20 protein-coding genes are annotated in these 18,360 nt (G+C 69.8%); 12 read left to right on the top strand and 8 right to left on the bottom strand.

What is annotated here, in order from left to right; genetic code table 11:
* The first annotated feature begins 123 nt into the window (after window positions 1–123).
* On the top strand, window positions 124–561 hold the full coding sequence (locus tag ACICHK_RS03810; protein WP_406835669.1) for a hypothetical protein: 438 nt from the start codon (window positions 124–126) through the stop codon (window positions 559–561).
* 484 nt (window positions 562–1,045) lie between these two features.
* Here ACICHK_RS03810 and ACICHK_RS03815 read toward each other — a convergent pair whose 3' ends face one another.
* A complete protein-coding gene (locus tag ACICHK_RS03815; RefSeq protein WP_406841155.1) occupies window positions 1,046–1,378 on the bottom strand; it encodes a hypothetical protein in 333 nt (110 codons plus the stop codon).
* Between ACICHK_RS03815 and ACICHK_RS03820 the strand changes: the two genes are divergently transcribed.
* A complete protein-coding gene (locus tag ACICHK_RS03820; RefSeq protein ID WP_406835670.1) occupies window positions 1,284–1,496 on the top strand; it encodes a hypothetical protein in 213 nt (70 codons plus the stop codon). The two genes, ACICHK_RS03815 and ACICHK_RS03820, sit on opposite strands and share 95 nt — an antisense overlap.
* 759 nt (window positions 1,497–2,255) lie before the next feature.
* The gene (locus ACICHK_RS03825; RefSeq protein WP_406841156.1) at window positions 2,256–3,485 is read left to right on the top strand and encodes a spore photoproduct lyase family protein; all 1,230 of its coding nucleotides are present in this window, start codon (window positions 2,256–2,258) and stop codon (window positions 3,483–3,485) included.
* 392 nt (window positions 3,486–3,877) lie between these two features.
* Here ACICHK_RS03825 and ACICHK_RS03830 read toward each other — a convergent pair whose 3' ends face one another.
* Window positions 3,878–4,165, bottom strand: coding sequence for a hypothetical protein (locus tag ACICHK_RS03830; protein WP_406835671.1), 288 nt, complete (start codon window positions 4,163–4,165; stop codon window positions 3,878–3,880).
* Between the two features lie 775 nt (window positions 4,166–4,940).
* Between ACICHK_RS03830 and ACICHK_RS03835 the strand changes: the two genes are divergently transcribed.
* Together ACICHK_RS03835 and ACICHK_RS03840 are read left to right on the top strand one after the other, a co-directional pair.
* The gene (locus ACICHK_RS03835; protein WP_406835672.1) at window positions 4,941–5,114 is read left to right on the top strand and encodes a hypothetical protein; all 174 of its coding nucleotides are present in this window, start codon (window positions 4,941–4,943) and stop codon (window positions 5,112–5,114) included.
* A 155-nt stretch (window positions 5,115–5,269) separates the two neighbouring features.
* Window positions 5,270–6,457: a tachylectin-related carbohydrate-binding protein gene (locus ACICHK_RS03840; RefSeq protein ID WP_406835673.1), complete on the top strand. Its 1,188-nt coding sequence runs from the start codon at window positions 5,270–5,272 to the stop codon at window positions 6,455–6,457.
* Window positions 6,458–6,721: 264 nt separating this feature from the next.
* On the opposite strand, the gene ACICHK_RS03845 is transcribed toward ACICHK_RS03840, so the two are convergent.
* Together ACICHK_RS03845 and ACICHK_RS03850 are read right to left on the bottom strand one after the other, a co-directional pair.
* Window positions 6,722–7,063, bottom strand: coding sequence for an SUKH-4 family immunity protein (locus ACICHK_RS03845; RefSeq protein WP_406835674.1), 342 nt, complete (start codon window positions 7,061–7,063; stop codon window positions 6,722–6,724).
* Between the two features lie 283 nt (window positions 7,064–7,346).
* On the bottom strand, window positions 7,347–8,633 hold the full coding sequence (locus tag ACICHK_RS03850) for a hypothetical protein (protein WP_406835675.1): 1,287 nt from the start codon (window positions 8,631–8,633) through the stop codon (window positions 7,347–7,349).
* A gap of 561 nt (window positions 8,634–9,194) precedes the next feature.
* Between ACICHK_RS03850 and ACICHK_RS03855 the strand changes: the two genes are divergently transcribed.
* Window positions 9,195–9,509, top strand: a complete 315-nt coding sequence (locus ACICHK_RS03855; protein WP_406835676.1) for a hypothetical protein — start codon at window positions 9,195–9,197, stop codon at window positions 9,507–9,509.
* A 78-nt stretch (window positions 9,510–9,587) separates the two neighbouring features.
* Window positions 9,588–9,884, top strand: a complete 297-nt coding sequence (locus ACICHK_RS03860; RefSeq protein ID WP_263974407.1) for a transposase — start codon at window positions 9,588–9,590, stop codon at window positions 9,882–9,884.
* On the opposite strand, the gene ACICHK_RS03865 is transcribed toward ACICHK_RS03860, so the two are convergent.
* Entirely contained in the window at window positions 9,777–10,682 is a 906-nt protein-coding gene (locus ACICHK_RS03865) for a LysR family transcriptional regulator (protein ID WP_406835677.1), read from the bottom strand. The genes ACICHK_RS03860 and ACICHK_RS03865 overlap by 108 nt on opposite strands.
* 125 nt (window positions 10,683–10,807) lie before the next feature.
* Here ACICHK_RS03865 and ACICHK_RS03870 point away from each other — a divergent pair, with 125 nt between their 5' ends.
* Window positions 10,808–11,314: a nuclear transport factor 2 family protein gene (locus ACICHK_RS03870; protein ID WP_406835678.1), complete on the top strand. Its 507-nt coding sequence runs from the start codon at window positions 10,808–10,810 to the stop codon at window positions 11,312–11,314.
* Window positions 11,315–11,434: 120 nt separating this feature from the next.
* Here ACICHK_RS03870 and ACICHK_RS03875 read toward each other — a convergent pair whose 3' ends face one another.
* The gene (locus tag ACICHK_RS03875) at window positions 11,435–13,507 is read right to left on the bottom strand and encodes a glycosyl hydrolase family 28-related protein (protein WP_406835679.1); all 2,073 of its coding nucleotides are present in this window, start codon (window positions 13,505–13,507) and stop codon (window positions 11,435–11,437) included.
* A gap of 305 nt (window positions 13,508–13,812) precedes the next feature.
* On the opposite strand from ACICHK_RS03875, the gene ACICHK_RS03880 reads away from it, so the two are divergent.
* From ACICHK_RS03880 to ACICHK_RS03890, 3 genes are all read left to right on the top strand, one after another.
* Window positions 13,813–14,370, top strand: coding sequence for a TetR/AcrR family transcriptional regulator (locus tag ACICHK_RS03880; protein WP_406835680.1), 558 nt, complete (start codon window positions 13,813–13,815; stop codon window positions 14,368–14,370).
* Window positions 14,367–15,260, top strand: coding sequence for an aldo/keto reductase (locus tag ACICHK_RS03885; RefSeq protein WP_406835681.1), 894 nt, complete (start codon window positions 14,367–14,369; stop codon window positions 15,258–15,260). The genes ACICHK_RS03880 and ACICHK_RS03885 overlap by 4 nt, the downstream gene beginning before the upstream one ends.
* Window positions 15,261–15,366: 106 nt before the next feature.
* A complete protein-coding gene (locus ACICHK_RS03890; RefSeq protein ID WP_406835682.1) occupies window positions 15,367–16,386 on the top strand; it encodes an NADPH:quinone reductase in 1,020 nt (339 codons plus the stop codon).
* Window positions 16,387–16,496: 110 nt separating this feature from the next.
* Here ACICHK_RS03890 and ACICHK_RS03895 read toward each other — a convergent pair whose 3' ends face one another.
* Window positions 16,497–17,051, bottom strand: coding sequence for a hypothetical protein (locus ACICHK_RS03895; RefSeq protein WP_406835683.1), 555 nt, complete (start codon window positions 17,049–17,051; stop codon window positions 16,497–16,499).
* 202 nt (window positions 17,052–17,253) lie between these two features.
* Complete coding sequence (locus tag ACICHK_RS03900; RefSeq protein ID WP_406835684.1) at window positions 17,254–17,634, bottom strand: HGxxPAAW family protein; 381 nt, start codon at window positions 17,632–17,634, stop codon at window positions 17,254–17,256.
* A 147-nt stretch (window positions 17,635–17,781) separates the two neighbouring features.
* Between ACICHK_RS03900 and ACICHK_RS03905 the strand changes: the two genes are divergently transcribed.
* Window positions 17,782–18,267 carry a MarR family winged helix-turn-helix transcriptional regulator gene (locus ACICHK_RS03905; RefSeq protein WP_406841157.1) on the top strand — a complete coding sequence of 162 codons (486 nt, stop codon included), beginning with the start codon at window positions 17,782–17,784 and terminating at the stop codon, window positions 18,265–18,267.
* Window positions 18,268–18,360: the final 93 nt, after the last annotated feature.

An 18,360-nucleotide genomic window follows, 5' to 3' on the forward strand; every position in this document is an offset into this window, starting at 1 on the left:
CGGATTACCAATGACCGCCGGACGGCGCGTGCGTCATTCTCGATCACGTGCAGGACCAAGATTCAGGTCGTGCAGTCCCGCCCGCTCCGTCTTCGCGGAACAGGAATCAGGAGGAAGCACCCCATGCTTTTCAATGCTCTGCGTCCCAAGGCCCTGCTGGTGGCTGCTGTAGCGGCCGGCACCCTCGCCGCCACCAGCGCGCCGGCCAGTGCCGCCCAGAACTGGCAGGCCGTGAGCACCAACTCCAACTGGACCTGCAGCGCGTACAAGCAGCACAAGGTGTCCAACAACGTCAACTTCAAGGTCTGCATCGTCGTCAACAGCAATCTCGACGCCCAGGCCGTGCTGGTCGTGCAGAACAACGCCAGCGTGGCAGTTTCGATCGGGGGCGAAGTCACCAGCAACTTCGGGAGCGACGTGGACTGTGCGGCCACGACTCTCAACCCCGGCTTCACCCGCGGGTGTTTCGCCCCCACCGTTGGTGTCGGAGCAGGCCAGATCCTGGGAACAGACGGACGGCTGCGGCTCAACGGCGTCGACGAGTGGTGGACCGCGTCCTGAGCCTCAATCGGGTCAACCGAGGTCAACCGAAAAGTTGATCCTGGTCGTGAGTGATCACGCCCTATGGGGCTTGGACGTCTGACGACCACCAGGTGGCTCGGACCACCAGGTGGCTCGGCTGGAGCTTGCCGCAGGGCATCAGTGTCTTCCGGTGGCAGTACGCCTCCGACTGTCCGCCGCGGATGTGGGTGTCGACGACCGCACTGCGGAGACGCTTTCCTGGCGCAGAAGGCGCCCGGAGGAGCCAATGGGCCTGGCGTGGAGGACCGTGGGCAGCCAGGCCGGCCGGTACCGGCTACGGCGCGCCGTAGCCGGTACCGCTCAGGAGACGCGTAGCGGGGTGGTGTCGGTGCGCGGATCGTGTCGGGTCTGAACTCGGCGCGGATGCGGTCGCTGACGTCTTCGGCGATCAGGCGGGCCTCGCGGGCTTGGTCGAGGGTGATCCGTTCGGCGACCTGGGCGGCGGGGACGAGGTCCTCGGCCTTCAGGGGGATGCCGGTGATCCGACCGCGTCGATGAGCCGGTAGGCCGTCGTGCGCAGGTCGTCGTCGTGCGCGGAGGGCTCGGTGAGCCGACGGGTCTTGTCCCAGGAGGTGCCTCCGGCGAAACGCAGGGTCAGGCCGCGGGCCGCCCGGCCGCGCCGGCGCAGTCGGTGGGCGAGGGTGACGACGAGGTCGAGGAGGGCGGCGCCCTCCAGGGCATGGCGCGGGAAGGCGCGGTGGATGCTCGCGGCGGCAGGCAGGGTGCGAGGGGTGACGGGCCAGGGGTCGATGCCGCGGGCCCGGTCGGCGGCCTGCCGTCCTGCCCTGCCGCCCAGGAGGCGCTGGACGGTGCGGGCGGAGCGTGGCGAGCAGGCCGACGCGGTGGACGCCGTAGTCGCGCGGGGTCTGGACCTGGTGGGAGCCGATGCCGCTCAGGGCCTCGACGGAGAGTGACCCGAGCCATCGGGTGACATCGTCGGGTGCGAGGGTGAGGACGGTGGCCGCGACGGTGACGGACGAACTGACGCCGATCGGGAGGTCGACGCCCAGCCTGGAGACGGTCCGGATCCGCAGGGTCTCTCCCCCCAGCCAGGCAGCGTCCACGCCCTGGTGGCGCAGCGCCCCCTTCAGCCCGGCGAGGGCCGCGGTCGGCGGCAGCGCCTGGACGGCCGGTGACAGCTCCTGGACGACCGGTGACAGCTCGGCCATCCGCTCGAGGACCTGCCGGTACCCGTCCTCCCCCAGGCGGTCCCGGCAGCGCACATGCATCACGCTCGCCACCTGCCGGGTGCCGTCACTGTCTCCACAGCACCCACCTCCCCACCCACGTCATCGAACTAGAATTCGAACACGCGAGACGGTGAACCCGGCATCGGCTCCGACCGGGTGCCCGATCTCGTGGACCACCTGTACATGTCCGTCACGAACTCCACCACCTCCAGCCCCATCGATACGATGCCGCTGTCCGCACGCGCGAAGTTGCTGATGAGCGTTCAAAGCATCGCCGCGCTCCTGACCCCCTGCTGGTCATCGCCTGTGCCGTCAGCGTCCTGCACTGAGCGGCCGACCGGCCGGTCAAGGACCGGGAGAGAGGGCACTCGTGTCACAGGAACCGCCGTCGATGACACCTGGCGAGGCACAGGGGCGGTCATGAAGAACCCTAGGATCGACGGACCGCACGGCATCGCGACGCACACGGCTGGGAGTGCACTCATGGGCGAGCACCGGAGACCGGACGACTCCAGCCGACCCCGCACGGCAGAAGGACACGAAGACCGGACCGACACCCTGTTCGGTCTGGAAGACCTGAGATCCGGGCCGATTCGTTCACCGGCCGGGAACCCCGGTTCGCCTGTGGGTCCGCTGTTCCGCGACTCCCCCGCCGCCCGGCGTCTGCTGTCCGTGCGGGAGATCCACGCCGAGCCCGCGGCTGCGGCATCACCCCGTGGGCAGGAGATCATCGCCCGCTTCCCCCGCGCTCGGATCATCGACGTGGACTCGCACTGGCGCATCCCGCAACTCCACGGCAACGCGGGAAACCTCGAACGCTGGGTCCGTATCAAGAGCGAGGTTTTGGTCCTGGGCGAGAAGAAGACCCTGGCCACACGTCCGAACGGCAGATCGGCCGACTGGATCGCTGCAGGTCCGGCCAACGGCTGTGCGATGGCCTGCGCCTACTGCTACGTGCCGCGCCGCAAGGGCTACGCCAACCCGATCACGGTCTTCACCAACATCGAGGCGATCATCGCCCACCTGGCCCGCCACGTCGCGCGCCAAGGTCCCAAGCAGGAAGCCAACCAGTGCGACCCGAAGGCCTGGGTCTACGACATCGGCGAGAACAGCGACTGCTCGGTGGATGCGCTCATCAGCGGAAACGTCGCCGACCTCGTGAACGCCTTCGCCCACTGGCCCACAGCGAAGGCGTCGTTCGCCACGAAATTCGTCAACCCCGATCTGCTGCTCCTGGACCCGCGCGGCCGTACCAGGATCCGGTTCTCCGTGATGCCGCCGCAAGACTCCCGGTTGCTCGACCTCCGCACCAGTCCCGTTCAAGAGCGCATCGCAGCGGCCGCGGATTTCCTGGAGGCCGGGTACGAGGTCCACTTCAACCTCTCGCCCGTCGTCGTCCGGCCCGGGTGGGAGGCGGACTGGGGCCTCCTCCTGGAACACATGGACGACGTCCTTCCGCGGGCGGTGAAGGACCAGGCCGCGGCGGAAGTGATCACGCTCACGCACAACAGGGACCTCCACGAGCTGAACCTGGCCTGGCATCCGCGGGCGGAGGACGTCCTTTGGCGTCCCGATCTGCAGCAGGCCAAACGCTCCGAGAACGGCAGCTGGAACGTCCGGTACCGCACTTCCGAGAAGGCCGAAGCCGTGGGCTCCCTCCAACGTCTGATCGCAGCCCACGCGCCCTGGCTGCGCGTCCGATACGCCTTTTGACGGGCCCGGGCGCCCCGGACTCCTCGTGCCGGCATCCGATGAGGAAGACCGGTGTCGGCCACCCACGACCCCGACAGACCTGGCGGGGTATCCGCGACAGGACGAAGTGCCCCGGATACGGGCCTTGAGCCGCTTGCGTTCCGGCATGAGGACGACTCCGGCAGCAAGGAACCGTCGGGTGCGCTCGTCCTCGCCCCCTGACCGGCAGACAGACCACTGAACACGGTCGGCGGAGCGCGGTCTCCCTCGTGCGGCAGCGCGGAGTCCCAGAGCGTCCGCGCCGCCGGTCGCAGTCGTCGTCCCGTGCCGGTCGCCGCCCTCGTACTGGCGTGGCCACCCATGGTTCCTGGCGCAGGTCGCGCCACTGGGTCGGTGTCCCACTCAGCCCGATGTCAGCCGTCGAGCGCCGCCAACCCCTCCCGCCAACGGGCCTCTCGCTCCGCCGCGCCCTGCTCCCACCAAGGCACGCCCCTCTCTCCCAGCGCCACCTTCGCCCTGTGCACCCGTTCCCGCGCGGCACGCTCCGCCTCCTTGTCCTGCGCACGCCGCGCAACGCCGACCTCCCGACGGGCCGCCATCAGATGAACGCGCAGCCGAGCGCTCACGTCGGACGGAACGGCCGGATCAGTGGCACGCCAACGCCGGCCCTTGAGGACGACGTAGTGCTTGTCGGAGGTCATGGGCGGTCGCGCGTTCCCTGTCACCGGGACCGAGTGCCCGCGTTGGGACACGCCATTCGATCAGAGCCGGACGCGCATCCCGTGCGTGCCGGCTGCCGAGCGTTTTCGAGGTCGTCGGTGGTGCGGTACGGGGAAACGGCGTGGACGTCTACGAGGTCGCGGATCATCCTCTGCTGGAACAAGATCTTCTCAGTTAGGCGATGGATCGTCACCAGCGAAGGGCGGAACAGGCCCGGCTGCAACCGGCCTGTCGCGGCATGGCCAGGCAAGCGGTATCGGTTGCGACCCTGGAGCACATGTACCTCGCCCATGCCCATCCGGCTCTGCCCCGGGTGAACAACTGCCTTTGGACATCAGGGCCGTGGTGCGCTCTGCGATCACAGTCGGTGACCGCGTCGAACATGTCGCCGTACACCCACGTTCCGCGTTGGTGCTGACGCTCGGCCCCTACGTCCTGGCGGGTGTACTCGAGGAGGCCGAGGAGCGGGCGGTTCGGGTCTGAGGCCGACTTCTTCGTGACGTACAGCAGTTGGCCACGGCGCGGCCGACCGGAGCCGGGGTGCCGTTGATGCCGCCGGCCTTCGTACCGCGGCCGGTGGACCGAGGCGGCCCGTGTGGACGCATGAGTCCAAGGCCGCTTCCGTCCGTCTGTGAACTCTTCTCACAGGCCTGGGCCGCGACGAAGCTATTGATCACCGGCCGGCCGGAGCGTCACCGCGGGACGCGAGGCAGACCGGACAGCGCATTTCGCCTCCGGAAGGAACGGAAAACAGCCATGCTTCGCAGCCGTATCGCCCAGGCCGCCGCGGTCGCCTCCGTCGTCATCGCGGCCTCTCTCACCACCCCGGCCGTCGCGTTCATGTCCGAGGCCGACGCGGCTGCGACCTCCTCCGTTCTTGCCAGTGACGCGGGCTGGCAGGTCGCCCCGACGGACGCCGGCCGGCAGTAGCCCTCTCACAGCCGGTCGCCCGTCCCGACGACCGTCGTCCACCCGCGAAGCCGCCAGTGGCTGATCGGTTACATCCTCTCTCCGCCGTTTTCCGGCCATGCCACGTCCACCGTCCGACGCCTGCCTCACCGCCAGCATCCCAGGGGGAACAAGAAGTGAAGAACATCCGCAAAGTCAGCCGCAGACTCGCAAGCCTGCTGGCCGTCGGCACTCTGGGCATCGGACTCCTCGCGGTGAATACTCCGACCGCCGAAGCGGCCACCACCTGCTCGGGCGGCGTCAACATCTACGGCGTGCTCGACGACGGCAGGCTCACGTTCAGCCAGATCAACCCGGCCACCGGAGACCTCGCCAAGGTGCTCGTCGGGCCCGACCTCGGCTTCGAGCCGAAAGCCATGGCGACCCTCAACTTCAACACCATCCTCGTGACGTCGACCACGGGTGCCCTCTACCGCATCGACATCAAGACCAACAACACCAGCCTCGCCCTGCTGAACGCACCGGTGAAGATCGCCGACAGCGGCTGGACCCACGACAAGCTCACCTACGACGGCCACGGCCACCTGTACGGCACCACTGCCGCCGGTCTGCTGCTGCGCTACAACGTGACCGAGGACAAGCCGGCGGGCTCCCAGCACATCGGCGCCCGCACCGAGATCGACACCGGATTCGTCCTGAAGACCCTCACCGCCACCGGCGACGACCGGCTCGGCGCCACCACCGAGGACGGACGGCTGCTCGACTACTCCGTCGCGGGCGCCGGCTCCTGGAAGGGCAACACTCTCAAGTCTTCCGGCTGGTCCGGCTTCAACCAGCTCGTCTCGCCCGGCGCGGGCCTGTACTACGGCCGCCTGTCCAGCGGCGCCATGTACTGGTACAAGGACGCCAACCCGACCGACGGCTCCGGGTCCGACATCTCGTACCACCTCGACGACCCGGTCAACACCAGCGGCTGGACGCAGAAGCTGCTCTCCGCCCAGCCGGGCACCTACACCTGCACCACCCCCGCGGGGGCGGTCGACCGCGACAACATCACCGAGGTCAAGGCCGCCGGTCGGCAGCTGATGAACAGTAAGGACGCCTCTTGGGCCACCTCCGCGCAGTGGGCCTGCCTGGAGACGCTCTGGGACCATGAGAGCGGCTGGCGCTGGAACGCGACGAACTCCTCCTCCGGTGCCTACGGCATCCCGCAGGCGCTGCCCGCCACCAAGATGGACGTCGCGGGCGACGACTGGAGGGAGAACCCCCTCACCCAGATCAAGTGGGGTCTGAGTTACATCGACGGCCGTTACGGCTCCCCGTGCGGCGCGTGGAACTTCTGGCAGGCGAACACCTGGTACTGACATCACCGGGCCGAAAAGGGCGGCGCCCCCTCGCTTCGAGGGGGCGCCGCCCTTTTCGGCGGATGCTCGGGGTGGTCGGGCCCGCCTGGACCCTCGATGGGCGGGAGGCCGTCCCCGCCCGCTCGAAAAGCATCGACGAGGGACGCGCCGTGGCGACGGCCACCACCCGCCTCGCCGGGCTCGGCCGCCCCCGCCGGCTGGAGGCGGACGCCCCTCGTGATGGCAGCGTGAGCGGCCTGCCCCGGTGTTCTGCGTGGTCACATGTCACATCTCGTAACCCAGTTCCTCGGCCCCGATGTGCCAGAAGGAGTTCTCGTCGGCGACCGCTTCGGCGTCAAGCGCTCCGAATCGTTCGAGCAACGCTTCGGTGAGCGCGTCACCGGCCTTCTCGACCAGGTCCACGGTCTCGTCCTCACTGAGGCCGTCGGCGGGCCACTCGTACGCGTCGGCCTCGGCAGCGGCCTCCTCATAAGCGCGGTTGAAGGCGACGAACGCCTCCACACTGGAGTTGACCAGCAGGGGGCCGCCGACCTCCGGCAGAAACCACAGCGAGCCGTCGTCACGCCGTAGGACGAGCTCACTCAACCCCGGGTCGACCGCGACCATGGCACACCGAACATTGCCGACCGCACGTTCGGCGAAAGGTGAGGGCTGCCACGCTCCGTGGTACGGGCAACGGACGCATCCGACCAGGAGTGAGGCGACTTCAGCATCGTTCATGCCGAGAACACAACCCGCCCCGCCGACTCTTCACGGAGCCGGTGAACCTGTGCGGTCGCAGCGCCGGACCTCCTGGTCCTGTGCCCGCATCCCCCGTAGGTCGAGGCCGGCCGGAACGTGAGAGGGCCCTGCCGGGATCGGCAGGGCCCTCGGAGCATCAGGCGGATCGTCAGGCGATCTTGTCGTAGCGCAGCGCGACGTACGACGAAGCCGGGTGGCTGTCGATGGTGCCGCTGTAGACGTTCGCGGTCGAGTAGTTCATGTCCGTGGAGGGGCTTCCCTCGGAGTAGTAGTAGAACGTACCCGCGTCCTGGTCCTTCCAGCCCGCGAAGAGGACCACGTGCTCGGCGCTGTAGTTCAGCGCGTCACCCGGCCTGAGGTCGGACTTGGAGATCTGTGTGCTCGCGCCGGGAAGGGTCTGGGTCGTCAGCGAGGTGGTGAGGTGCCAGGCCATGGAGACGAAGCCGGAGCAGTCGGTGCGGTAGGTGTGGTCGCCGTCGACGTCGGAGGCGTAGGCGCTCTGGCTGTACTGGACATTGCGGGTGTACCAGTTCTTGGCCCGGGCGATGACCTCGTTGCGGGAGATGGTGCCTCCCTGTACGGACTGGGGCGGTGTCGGCACCACGTAGGAGCAGTTGTTCGCGTAGGCCGACAGCAGGCTCTGGGTCCAGCCCGAGGCGTCCACCGGGTCGTCGGAGTGGTACGCGATGTCGCTGCCGTCACCGTCGGTCGGGTCCGCGTCGGAGTACCAGTACAGGCCGCCGTTGGTACGGCCGTAGTAGAGGCCGCCGCCCGGCGAGGAGAGCGAGTCCACCGCCGACCAGCCACTCGACTTCAGGACCGTGCGGTCCCAGTCGCCCACTCCGTTGATCTTGTAGCTGAGCAGCCGGCCGTCCGCGGTGGAGGCGACGATGCGGTCGTCGCCCGCGGCGGCGAGCGTCTTGAGGACGAAACCGGAGTCGATCACGACGTGCTGGCCTATGTGGGCCGACCCCGCGGGCTTGGCCTGCGACACCAGGTACTGGTGGAGCTGGCCGTCGACCGTCCCGTAGAGGTGGCCGGCGCCGTCGTAGACCAGCTTGTCGAAGGTCCAGCCGCCGTCCCAGATCTTGGTGACGCCCGCGACCCCGAGCGACGTGTTGTTCGTCTGCACGTCGACCCGGTAGAGGTCGCCGGTGGTCGACGTGACCAGGACCGTGTTGAAGTTGAGCGTCGCCATCGCCTTGGGCGTGAAACCCAGGTTCGGGCCGATGAGCGTCTTGACCCGGTCTCCGGTGTTCGGCGCGACCTGCGAATACGTCAGCCGTCCGTCCGACAGCGTGCCGTAGATCGACACGTCACCCGTGCACGACGCCACAGCGTGCGCGGCTTCCCCGGTGATCACGACCAGGCCGAGGGACATCGCGCCGACGGCGGCCACGGCAGCGGTACGGCGGAGGGCATGGCTCAGCTTCATGTTGGCTCCTGCGGTGAGTGGATCGAGCGCGTAAAGGCACCTCCCTGGCCCAAACAGCTGCCCTGCAGGTGCAGCCGTGAAGGTTGTCTCGGGTGTGGCGCCCGGTGGCAAGAACTACTTTCGCCGCAGGTCACGCGGGGTGGAAGGGATGACGAATGGACGCAAACGTCCTTGGCCTGTTACGTCCTGACCGGGCGTTGGCGCACCTCGGCTGCACCTCGTCACGAGTGACGTGACCGTGCGCTTGTCGAACTCCGGGAGGAAGGCGACCGGGCAGGCCTCGAACGGGCGAGATCCGACCGGTTCGAAGGGGGCTCACTTCGCGGCCGACGGAAACCGTTTCCGGTGACCGTGGCGACCGCGCGAACATGTCGGAGTACGTGGGCGTGCTTGGAGTCCTGGGGCGGCGAGCAGGTGGGGAGAGCGTTGTGGGGACCATGCTCAAAGGCATGTGGCGCGTTCCGTGGCACGAGTTGACGCATGCTTACGGAACTGCGGAGGGCGTTCCGGGCCGGCTCTCCCGAGTGGCGTGGGGGGGACGCCGCGACGAGCAGTGACGCGTTGAGTGATCTCGGTCTGTGGCTCGGCGAGTTGGCCGTCTTCGATGCGACCGTGGCGGCGGTTCCCTTCCTGTGGGATCTCGCGGCGACCGACACGGTGACCTGCCGGTCCGAAGTGGTCGAACTGATCCAGGCCGTGCTCGAGCGCAGTGCCGCTCGGATCGAGGTCCAGTCGGCTGCTCACCTTGCCGTGCTGGCCGGCGTGAATACGCTCCACGTGTTGACCGAGGACGGAGATCCTGGAGTGCGGACAGCGGCGAGAGAACTGATGGCAGCAATCGACAGTCACGTGTGTGACGCGTGTCGTCGGACCTGAGGGCGAGTTCGCCATCGCCCACCGGGCCGCACCGCACCTCGCCGGCATCCTCACGGTCCGCAGGAGTCGGCGAGGCCCCTGTTGCCGTCTGCGTGGGTGCGCCCGCGAGGCGGCGGGGTCGCCGCCATCGATGACGAGGCGGTCTTTGCCGCGATCGTCCACGTGCTCGTGAGTGGTTGCGCCTGGCGGGCCTCGCCACCGTGTTTCGGGGCGTCGATCCGGTGCTCGCGCGCTCTGCCCGGATGGCGTCCGGGCCGTCGGAGACGGTCAGGGGTTCGATGCGGGTGCCCGCACCAGGTCGAGTGCCGCCTCGCTGAAGGCGCGAACGCGGGCTGTCGCACCGTCGGCGGGCCACACCAGACCCCAGTCCACTGACGCGGCATCCTCGAAGGGGACATAGACGACGTCGGGGCGGGCGAAGTAACGCCTTGTGTGGGCGCCGACGGCGAAGACTCCCTCCCCGGCGCCCACGAGTGTCAGCGTCTCGTTGAACGTCATGGCCGACGGTCCGAGTGCGATCGGTCTCCCGGAGGGAGTCCGGCGCGGCGCCCGGTCCTCGCGCAGGGATTCCGGCAGCGTCTCGGGAATCTGCAGCACGGTCACGCGAGCCAGATCTTCGACGGAGACGGTCGTGCGGCGGGCGAACGGATGCCCTGTCGGCACAGCGAGCATGCGTGCCTCCCGCACCAGGACCGGCCCCATGACGATGCCCTCTTCGTGGATCGGACGGCAGGTCAGCGCGATGTCCACCTCGCCGCTGCGCAGCCACGGCAGGACTTCCGGCAGGTGCGCCTCTTTGATCCGGGCGTCGCAGTCGGGGTGCCGGTTGCGGAACTCCTGTGCGGCCCCGACCAGCAGCTGGCCGGCCGCCGGCCCGGTGAAGGCGACCCTCAGCAGCCCGGTCAGGCCCCGCCCCACGTCGACGGCCCGCTCGAACGCACCGGTGATCCGGGACCAGGCGGGGCGCGTCTCTTCATACAACCGCCGTCCCACCGGGGACAGCTCCACCCGGCGGCTGGTGCGGTTGAACAACGGGACGCCGATGCGGCGCTCCAGTTTGGCGATGGTCTGGCTGACCCGTGCCGTGGAGACGTGCAGCCGCTCGGCGGAGCGGCCGAAGTGCAACTCCTCGGCGAGCGTCAGGAACGCCTCCAGCTCGTGCCGCTCCAGCATCCCCGCACCCTCCCGTCGTTAATCGAGGCTTCACGGTCGTTGCGCAGGTGCGCATTGATGCCCTGCCAGGACCCCAGCAGGATCAGAGGTGTTGAAAGACCACCTCACCCGTACAGGAGAACATCATGTACGTCACCGGCGACCGCGCCCTGAGCGCCCCCGCGCACGACACCGCCACGGCCGTCGCGGAACTCAGGGACCGGGCGGAGATCACCGACGCGCTCCACCGCTTCGGCCTGGGCCAGGACCTCAAGGACAAGGAGCTGTTCGCCTCGGCCTTCGCCGCCGACGCCGAGCTGGACTTCCGCCCGGCCGCCTCCAAGTGGGGCTCCGAGCCGCCGCCGATGTCCGGGCGCGACACCATCGTCACCACCGTTTTGGCCATGTTCACCGGCCGGGTGGACACCACACACCAGATCGCCAACACGCGGATCACGATCGATGGCGACGCCGCCCGGCTCACCGCCCTGGTGGAAGCCCAGCACGTGCTCATCGCCGACCCCGCCACACACGCGCTGCTGAAGAACCCCTACGACGTCGACCTGGTCCGCGACGGCGACCGCTGGGTCATCCGTCGGCTTCGCATCGACAACACCTGGTACACCGGCGAACCCACCGTGATCTTCGGTTGACACCCGCCCCGCAGAACCCCACGAGGGCCTCCCTGATCTGAGCAGACACCATCCCCGGCAGCGCAGGGTGCTGCGGCGCGACGCCGGGGAGGGCGGTGTGACGCCGGGGGCGGGTGTTCCTCACCAGGGCGCCGGGGCCGGTGGCGGGACCACCGGCGGCCGGTCGTCGCAGGTGATGGTGTTCGGCAGCTCCCAGGGCGCGAGCCAGGGACCGGTCGTGCCGCCTCCGTCGTTGCCGCCGAGGTCGTTCACCGTGAACTCGGAGCCGGAGGCGGGGAAGTTGAAGGATCCGCAGTTGTCGATCCCGACCGCACCGACGTTGCGGGCGTCCACGTTCTCGAAGGACGCCGATCCGGCGGAGCGGGCGCTGAGCACGGAGGTTCCGGTGCCGTCCACGCGGATGTCCTCGAAGCGGACGCCCCGGATCGCGTACTCGTCCTTCACCGGGAAGTCGGAGACGAGCATGACCGCGTTGTAGGTGTTGTCGAGGAAGTGGTCGCCGGTGACCTCGATGTCGGCGTCGATGTCCCGCTCCAGGGCGTAGAACCAGATGGCTCCGAGGCCGATCCTCCAGTTGAGCTCGAAGGGCCCTGAGCGGACCGTGGTGTTGTCCGTGATCCACAGGTGTCCGCCGAACGGCTCGGCCCCGAACCGGGAGCCGACCTGGATGGCGCTGCCCTCACGGACGGGGTCGGCGACGAGGTTGCCGGTGACCGTGTTGTCGGTGCCGCCGTACAGGGCGATGCCGTTGGCGAGGACCGGGCTCTGGACGGTGTTGTGGGCGAAGACGTTGCGCGCGTCGCCCGTCCTCTCCGACCACATGGCCAGGCCGTCGTCGCCGGTGTTGCGGACGAAGGTGTCCGAGACGCTCGAACCGGTCACGCCGGTGTGGAAGTTGATGCCGTCGGCGATCTGGTCGGCGATCACGGTACGGGTGATGCGCAGACGGTTCATCGGGCCGTCGAACCACATGCCGACCTTGGTGTGGTGCAGGTAGAGGCCGTCGATCGTCGAGTCGCCGAGCGCCCCGCCGATGGCGTTGACCTGGTCGGTGTCGACGCGTTCGCGGACGTCCCCCTCGACGGTGAAGCCCGACAGGTGGACGTCGTGACTGCCGCCGTCGGCCGCGTCCTTGCCGTAGAAGCCCACACCGGTGTGGACCGATCCGTCGGGGGCGGGGGTGTCGAGGGTGACCTGGTGGCCCTTGACGATCGTGTACCAGCTGCCCGCCCCGACGATCGTCACGTCGTCGACGACGATGTGACGGTTCACCTGGTACGTGCCCGGCGGCAGGTACACCTTGAGGTGCCGCTTCTTGGCGTGGGCGACGGCCCGGTCGAAGGCGTCGCCCGCGTCGCGTCGGCCGGTGGGATCGGCCCCGAACGCGAGGACGTTCGCGGCGTGCTCCTCGACGTGGGGGGCGCCGACGAGTTGCGTGTCGAGCAGGTCGATGACGGTCCAGGCCGCGGCGGTGTTCTCGGGCGCGGTGAGGCGGACGGTGTCACCGGCGGCGTACTTCTTGCCGAGGAGCAGCCGCTGCTCGTCGTAGAAGTGGCTGGGCCGGAACGGCTTGTCGATGGCGGGCACCGGGGTGGTGGCCGCGGGGACGCAGCCGCATTCGGTGATCCACCAGTCGGGGTGCAGCAGGTCGCCCCGGGGGTCGTTGCTGAAGGGGTACTGGTTGTAGAGCCAGGAGTACCGCGAGGTCAGGGTCATCGTGGTGCGGTGCCGGCCGTCGACGGAGACGTCGAGGGGCGCGGTGATGCCGCCGCCCCCGGGGGCGTCGGGGATGCTGTAGCGCACGGTGAGCGCGTCGGCGGCGCGCGGCAGGGTGAACTCGACGTGCTGACCCGGCCTCAGGCGCACCGCCGCGCGGCCGGAAGCCTCGGAGGGCAGGGTGTAGGCGGCGCGGTCGGGGCCGATGACGGTGCCGTCCGTCGACGCGTTCTCCGCCTCCTGTTCGGCGAAGTCCACCGCGGCGCCGCGCCCCGCGACGAGGGCGGGATCGAGCGCGGCCCGGGTCACCACCGGGGCACCTCCGTCGCCACCGTGCGCGGAGGCCGCCGGGGCCGGAGCGCCGAGCACCAGCACGAGCCCGGCGGCGACGGCGGTCACCGCCGCGGCCGTCCGGGCCGGCCTCCGTACGCGACCGCGGACCCGTTCCGCGGCCGCGCGAGGGGTGTACCGCGCCATCGGGTTCTCGTTTCTCTCGGAACGGAGGGCACCGAGGGCCGCTCGGTGCGCGGCGGAACGGAGGGAACGGACCGTGCCGCTGCGTACCGGGACATTAGGGCGCGACGACCACCCGTACAAGACGTCGAACACGTCTTTCCATTCAGAAGTATGAATCCTGCAAGCTGCAGTCGACTTCTTGCGCAGGGATCCTCGCCTTCCGGACCGCGCCGCCGCCCCGACGCCAGGACGTCACCACAAAAAGAACAATGATTCTGTTAGCATCCCTCGCAAGCAGAACGAGTATTCTTTTTGTGGGGGGTGCGGTGCCTCGGCTCACCGACGCGCGCAAGGAACTCCGGCGTACCCAGATCGCCGAGGCCGCCGTCCGCTGTTTCAGCCGCAACGGCCTGGAGCGGACCTCGATCGCCGACATCACCGCCGAGTCCGGCCTCTCGGCCGGCTCGATCTACGCGCACTACCGGAACAAGGCCGACCTGGTCCAGGCCTCCGCCAGGGAGATGCTCGACAAGCGCGCCGGCACCATCGGCGAGTACGCCGCGGCCGACGCCCCGCCCGACCCCGACGAACTGCTCTCCCGCCTGGTCACCGCGATCGACCCCGCCGAGGCCCGGGTCGGCGTGCAGACCTGGGGCGGAGCGACCACCGACCCGGCCATCCGCGACATCATCGTCGACGCGACCGACCGGATGCGCGCGATGCTGCACGACTGCGTCACGGCCTGGCTGATCAAGGTCGAGCACCACGATCCGGCCGAGGCCCGGGAGCGCGCCGCCCCGATCGCCCACCGGGTCATGGCGCTCTACCAGGCCGAACTGCTGTACACCGCCTTGCGATCACCGACCGAGGAGACAGCTTCATGACCACCGCGACCGCTCCGTTAGCCACCCGCACCGTTTTCCGCATCGGCTACGGCGCCTTGCAGCTCGAGCGCCTGCGCGACCGCCGCGACGAGGCCGTCGCGCTGGTGCGCCGCGCGGTCGAGCTGGGCGTCGACCACGTGGACACCGCCGAGTTCTACGGCTTCGGGTTCGCCAACGACGTGATCCGCGAAGCACTGCGCCCCGAGGACGACGTCCTGGTCGTCACGAAGGTGGGGGCCGACCCCGACCCCGGCGGGCACCTGCCGCTGCGTCTGGCGCAGCGGCCCGAGCAGCTGCGCGCCAGCGTCGAGGACAACCTGCGCAGCCTGGGCGTCGACCGGCTCGCGGTCGTCAACCTGCGCCGTCTGGACGCCGGCCCCGGGCTGCGCCCCGAGGGGGACCAGATCGTCGACCTCGACGACCAGCTCGCGGTGATGACCGCCCTGCGCGACGAGGGCAAGATCGGTGCGATCGGCCTGAGCTGCGTCACCCTCGACGGTCTGCGCCGAGCCCTGCCCATCGGCGTCGCCTGCGTCCAGAACGCCTACAGTGTCGTCTCCCGCGACGACGAGGACATGCTGCGGCTGTGCGCGGCCGAGGGCATCGCCTGGGTGCCGTTCTTCCCGCTCGGCGGGGCCTTCCCCGGCCTGCCCAAAGCGACCGACGAGCCGGCCGTGCACGCCGTGGCCGAGTCCCTGGGCGTGACGCCCTCCCAGGTCGGCCTGGCCTGGCTGCTGCACCACGCCCCGAACGTGCTGCTCATCCCCGGCACCGCCGACGCCACTCATCTGGAGGCCAACCTGGCGGTCGGCGGGATCACCTTCGACACCGCGGCCCTCGCCACCCTCGACGGCATCGAGTCCCGCTCCAGCGAAGTCCCCATCGGCTGACCGGAACCAGCGCGGTCCGACTCACGACCGCGCCCCGAGCCGGACCCCTGACCGACCGCCGCGCCGCGCCGGGACATCCCGCGCCATCGATCACCAAGGACGGATCATGAAGGCCATCATCTACCACGACAACGGCGCCCCCGACGTTCTCCGGTTCGTCGACCGTGACCTGCCCGAGCCCGGCCCCGGCGAGGTTCGCGTACGGGTCGCCGTGTCCGGGGTCAACCCGACCGACTGGCAGGCACGCTCCGGCGCCGGTCACCCCAAGCGCTTCTCCGAGATCACCCCGCACCTCGACGGCGCCGGCACGATCGACGCCGTCGGTGAGGGTGTCGACCGGAGCCGGGTCGGTGAGCGCGTCTGGCTGTTCATGGCCGCCGCGGGGCGGCCCACCGGCACCGCCGCCGAGTTCACCGTCGTACCCGCCGAACAGGCCGTGCCGCTGCCCGACGAGGCCGGTTTCGACGTCGGCGCCTCACTCGGCGTCCCCGCGCTGACCGCGCACCGCGCGCTCACCGTCGCCGAGGACGGGCCGCACCGGCTGCGGCCCGGGGCGCTCGACGGGAAGGTGGTGCTCGCCGCGGGCGGGGCCGGAGCGGTCGGGCACGCGGTGATCCAGCTCGCCCGCTGGGCCGGCGCCACCGTGATCAGCACGGTCAGCGGCCCGGAGAAAGCCCGGCTGGCCGGCGCCGCCGGAGCCCACCACGTGATCGACTACCGCGGGGGCGACCCGGCCGCCGACATCCGCGAGATCACCCCGGACGGCGTCGACATCATCGCCGAGGTGGCGCTCGGCACGAACCTCGCCCTGGACCTCGCCGTACTGCGAACGCGCGGCACGATCTCGACCTACGCCAACGACGGCGGAGTGCCGGTCGAACTGGACGTACCGCGGAACATGGTGCTCAACGCACGCTTCCAGTTCCTGATCCTCTACCTGGCCGGCCCGGAGGCACGCGCCGCGGCCGCCCAGGACGTCGCCGCCGCGGTGCGCGACGGCGCGCTGCCGGTCGGCGAGGAACACGGCCTGCCGCTGACCCGCTTCCCCCTCGACCGCACCGCCGACGCGCACCGAGCGGTCGAGAGCCGTACGGTCGGCAAGGTCCTGGTGGACGTCGGCTCCTGACGTCCAGTCACCCAGTCGTCCGCCCCCGGCGCCGCCGTGGATTCGCCGGGGGCGGACCGGCACCCGGGAGGCGCGGGAGGTGTGTACTCCTCGCGGGGTGGTGACCGTGATCAGGACGCGGCCCGACGTGCCTGGCCGTCATCGGAGAGGAGCTCGTCGAAGAGCGCGCGATAGTGCGCCATCGCGCCGCGCAGCTCCTCGGTCGTCGCCCGGTGACGGGTGCTGAGGTGCTCCGCCTGGTGCGCGGCCCGGTAGCGCTGGAGGGTCCGGCCGTGGTCGGCCGAAAGGTCCCGTACCTGCTGGTCGAACCCCTCCGTCGGGTACCCGCGATCCCGCATGAGGGCCGTCACCAGTCGGTCCGCGCTGCGCACGCCGTCCTCCGGCCGGTCCACGAACTCGTTCTGGACTGCGGTCCACTCCCGCGTGTAGCGGTCACGCGCGACGTCGGACAAGGGGCGGACGTCCAACGCGTCGTGCCGGCGCCGACGCTCCCGGAGTTCGCGTTCGGCGGCATGCCGGCCGTCGGCTCGCTCGACGGTCCGGTCGTGCTCCGGGCCGAAACGCTCCCGCGAGCGACGGCGCCGCACCGAGGAAACAGCCGCCACGACCAGGGCGATCACCACGACGATCAGAGCGATGACGGCCGGCAGGGTCCCCGTCGACATGGTTCCACGCTCCTCGCGGGACGATTCTGCCCATTCCTCCCATGGGGCGGGTCCCCGTACTGCCGCGTTTCACTCACTCCCGCCACCGGTCGGGCGACGCGCCCCTCATGAGCTTCACCGCCGGATACGGGCTGTCCGCGTCGATCGAGCCCGCCCGGAGGCGAGTCGGGGACGGCTCACCTCATGAGGCGGCCGAAGCGGCTCATCCGTGATCGACCGACAGGGCGGAGGTGACGGCGACTTCCTCGGACCGGCCCCCGGTCCGCCGGCGAGGCGTCCGCCGCCCGGCGAGACGGCAGCCGAGGCAGTCCGCGTGACCGTCCCGGGCGGCGAGGTCTTTGACGCGCCAGTCCCACTGGGTGACCGGGCGCGGACCGCTCGGCTTGCCCCAGCCCGCCAAGTGCAGCATCCACGTGGTCGACAGCGCCAGGACCAGCACCCCCGCTCCCCCGAGCGCGAGAAGCCCCGAGGCTTTGACCATGGCGAGCCCGCACAGCCCGAAACCCAGCACCGCGATGCCCGCACCGCTCCAGCCGGCGACAGTGTGGCCCAGGTCGTGGTCGTCGTCACCGTGGATGAACATGATCGTGCTCCTCGAGCTGTGAAGATGGTGGGGCCAACCCGTCGCGAGATCCCTTATCTCGCGAGCTAATTATCTTAGATACTAAGAGGATTCGTGAGTGATCACAAGGCGCGCCCGGCCGCGACGGCGGGCGAGGCCCTCTACGCCATGGACCGGATGATCGCCACCGCCCAGTTCGGGCAGCAGGACATCGCCCGCCGGATGGGCCTGAACGTCACGGACCTCACTTGTCTGGGCTTCCTCATCGAGGCGTCCACGGCGGGCGATTCGCTGGTCGCGGGCGATCTCGCGGAACGGGCCAGGCTGACCACAGGAGCGGTCACCGGCGTGCTGAACCGCCTGGAGAAGGCCGGCTACATCCGGCGCACCGCGGACCCGGAGGACCGTCGACGCGTGTACGTGGTCATGGAGGAGACCGCCCAGGGACGCGTCCTCGAGATCTACGGCCCCGTCTACCAGCGGCTGGCATCCCTCTTCGGTGACTACGAACCGGAGGAGATCGCCGTACTGGCGGACTGGTTCACCCGTGCCCGCGCCCTGTTCGACGAGGCGTTGCACGAGATCCGGGAGGGGACATCGGCCTCGTCGCAGACCGGATCGCAGACCGAGGGAACTCGATCCCGTCAAGGTTGACCCCTCCCCTCTCGAAGGAGGGGAGGGGTCCGGCGAGGTCGTCGTGAGCACCGCGGAGCGCCCGGACGGGAGCCTCGAACGCCTCGCGGGATG

Source organism: Streptomyces sp. AHU1 (genome assembly GCF_045343905.1).
GTDB lineage: Bacteria > Actinomycetota > Actinomycetes > Streptomycetales > Streptomycetaceae > Streptomyces > Streptomyces triticiradicis.